At 49.3% G+C, this 2354-nt stretch carries 4 protein-coding genes and 2 pseudogenes; all 6 read left to right on the forward strand.

Going from position 1 to position 2354, the window contains the following annotated elements:
- Positions 1 to 600: pseudogene (locus WMO65_RS26000) on the forward strand (hypothetical protein); the annotation flags it as partial.
- A gap of 6 nt (positions 601 to 606) precedes the next feature.
- A complete protein-coding gene (locus WMO65_RS26005) occupies positions 607 to 801 on the forward strand; it encodes a hypothetical protein (RefSeq protein WP_118594186.1) in 195 nt (64 codons plus the stop codon).
- Between the two features lie 34 nt (positions 802 to 835).
- Positions 836 to 1048 carry a hypothetical protein gene (locus tag WMO65_RS26010; RefSeq protein WP_227211493.1) on the forward strand — a complete coding sequence of 71 codons (213 nt, stop codon included), beginning with the start codon at positions 836 to 838 and terminating at the stop codon, positions 1046 to 1048.
- Positions 1049 to 1064: 16 nt separating this feature from the next.
- Positions 1065 to 1484: a single-stranded DNA-binding protein gene (locus WMO65_RS26015; RefSeq protein WP_349064839.1), complete on the forward strand. Its 420-nt coding sequence runs from the start codon at positions 1065 to 1067 to the stop codon at positions 1482 to 1484.
- A 60-nt stretch (positions 1485 to 1544) separates the two neighbouring features.
- Positions 1545 to 1736 carry a hypothetical protein gene (locus WMO65_RS26020; protein ID WP_349064841.1) on the forward strand — a complete coding sequence of 64 codons (192 nt, stop codon included), beginning with the start codon at positions 1545 to 1547 and terminating at the stop codon, positions 1734 to 1736.
- Between the two features lie 63 nt (positions 1737 to 1799).
- Positions 1800 to 2354 (forward strand): annotated as a pseudogene (locus WMO65_RS26025) (hypothetical protein); the annotation flags it as partial.

Here is a 2354-nt window from a genome sequence, read left to right on the forward strand (position 1 = left end):
GGGAAACAGAAGGATGCCTTCAAGACTTATCTCAGCCAGAAGAAGGAGGTGCACTTCTGGTATTCCGGGAAGGATTACCATATCAGGATCAAAAAGGTGGTCATCTTTCCACAGGGATATGCGGTGATAGCCCCCCAGATCGCATCCTATGACGGCAGGGTCAATGTCATTGATGTGGGAAGCGGAACAATCGACATTCTGCAGGTCATCAATAAAAAGCCCGTCCTGTCAAAGTGCATCAGCCTGCCGGTGGGGATCCTCACCTGCATTGACGATATCCAGAAGTATTTCCGGATGCAGTATAACATGGAGCTTGATGATTACAGTATCCAGGAGGTGCTGCAGCTTCGGACCGGAGATCTCCCGGAGGAGCTTGCAGCGGCCACGCAGGAGCTTATCCGTGAATATACAAAAAAGGTGCTTGCTGAACTGGAGCAGAAGGGGATCAACCTGAGATTCCAGAAATGCCTTTTCTGCTGCGGCGGTTCCCTGGTGTTCAAGAATTATGGGGATCTGAAAGGAGAGAACATTATTTTTAACACAGATATCCATGCGAACGCAAAAGGGTTTGAATGGCTCTGCAGAGGAATGGAGAGGTGAACAAGGATGAGAGCATTTCAGGTATCAAGACAGGCAGAGAGCCCGTTAAATGAGAAGATAAAGGCAATAAACGGATATGAGACTGGAGATCTGCTGTATGTGTTACGGGCATTTGAAGCAGAGCCGGAAAACTATGAGCCAGAGGTAATACAGGCTGTCAGTAAAAGGCTGTATGAGAAAGGGATCATGCTGCTTTACTGAATCAAGAGATCCCACAGTGAAAGGGGGAAGGAGCATGGATGTAAAAAACAATGAAGGATACACCAATATCCCGGAAGCGGTAGCTGTCTTCCGCGTGGACCGGGAGCGTGAGCGTCTTGCCTGGATCAGGAGGAAGAGGGCAGGCCGGGCCATCTTTTTGATAAAGCTTTTCCTGGACTTCATGGGATATGAAGTTGTTGGAAGAATATCCATAAAAGAACGGGAAACAGGGTGTACCTACAAATAGAAGGAGGTTTTTGATCGTGAATAAAGTGATACTCATGGGAAGACTGACCAGGGATCCGGATATCCGAATATCTGCAGGGGAAAAGGGTATGGCGGTCGGACGTTACACCCTGGCAGTAGACCGAAAGTATAAAAGGGAAGGGGATGCCACTGCGGACTTTATCAGCTGTGTTTGCTTTGATAAAAAGGCGGAATTTGCAGAGAAATACTTCCGCCAGGGCACCCGGATAGCCGTAAGTGGCAGGATCCAGACTGGAAGTTACGTGAACCGGGAAGGGAAAAAGGTATATACGACGGATATCGTTGTAGAGGAACAGGAGTTTGCTGAGAGCAGACGTGCGCAGGAGGGGCAGCCGCCGGCAGAAGGGCCGGCACCTGCTGGGGATGGTCCGCTGGACATCCCAGATAACATTGACGAAGAGCTGCCATTCCGATGAAAAAAGATAAGAGGTGATCATTTGCTGGAAAGTTAGAATATGATCAGGGAGGATTAGGTTTTGGGATTACAGATTGATGAACTGATAGATCACATAGGGCTCCCAGTGTGGGACGCCAAAAAAGAAGAATGGCTCGTAATCTCCGAGGTATCTTTCTCCCATCTGACTGTACATGTATATGGGACAGATGGGAGCGTCAGGGAATTTCCCCGTGAACTGGATGCCACATGGCTGCATAAGTCAGAAGTATGAAAGACAGGAAGATCTGATCGTCGATTGTAGGGACTAAAAGAGGGACAGGAAAGGAAGTATATTATGGCAGAGATATTCCGTGCGATAAAGAGCAAAAATTATACAGTGATGAGCAACCATCACCTTCAGAACCCGAACCTTTCGTTAAAGGCCATGGGCCTGATGTCTAAGGTGCTGTCCCTTCCGGACGACTGGAAATACAGTGTCAAGGGGCTGGCAGCCTACTGCAGGGATGGATACGAGAGTGTCCGGACAGGCCTCAGCGAACTGGAGGCTGAGGGATATCTGGTCAGGCGGCAGATCCGGAATGACAGGGGGCGGATACTCTGCACGGAGTATATCTTCCGTGAAAGTCCTGATATGGAGATCCCGGAGCTGGAGAGGGCAGCGATAGAAGCGCCGGGGACAGAAGTGATAGAGGAGCAGGAAGAGCCGGAAGGACCGGGAACAGAACCCCTGGAGGAAAAAGAGGAGGATCACGGAACCCGCATAAATACTGGGTTTATACCAGGATCGGAAAATCCGATCGTGGATAAAAAATGGGCAGCCTGCAAAGAAAAATTCATGGATGATCGAAAAAACAGCAGGGGAAGGGAATCACCAGGATCGGATTTTCCA

The organism is Blautia caccae (assembly GCF_040095955.1).
Lineage (GTDB): Bacteria > Bacillota > Clostridia > Lachnospirales > Lachnospiraceae > Blautia > Blautia celeris.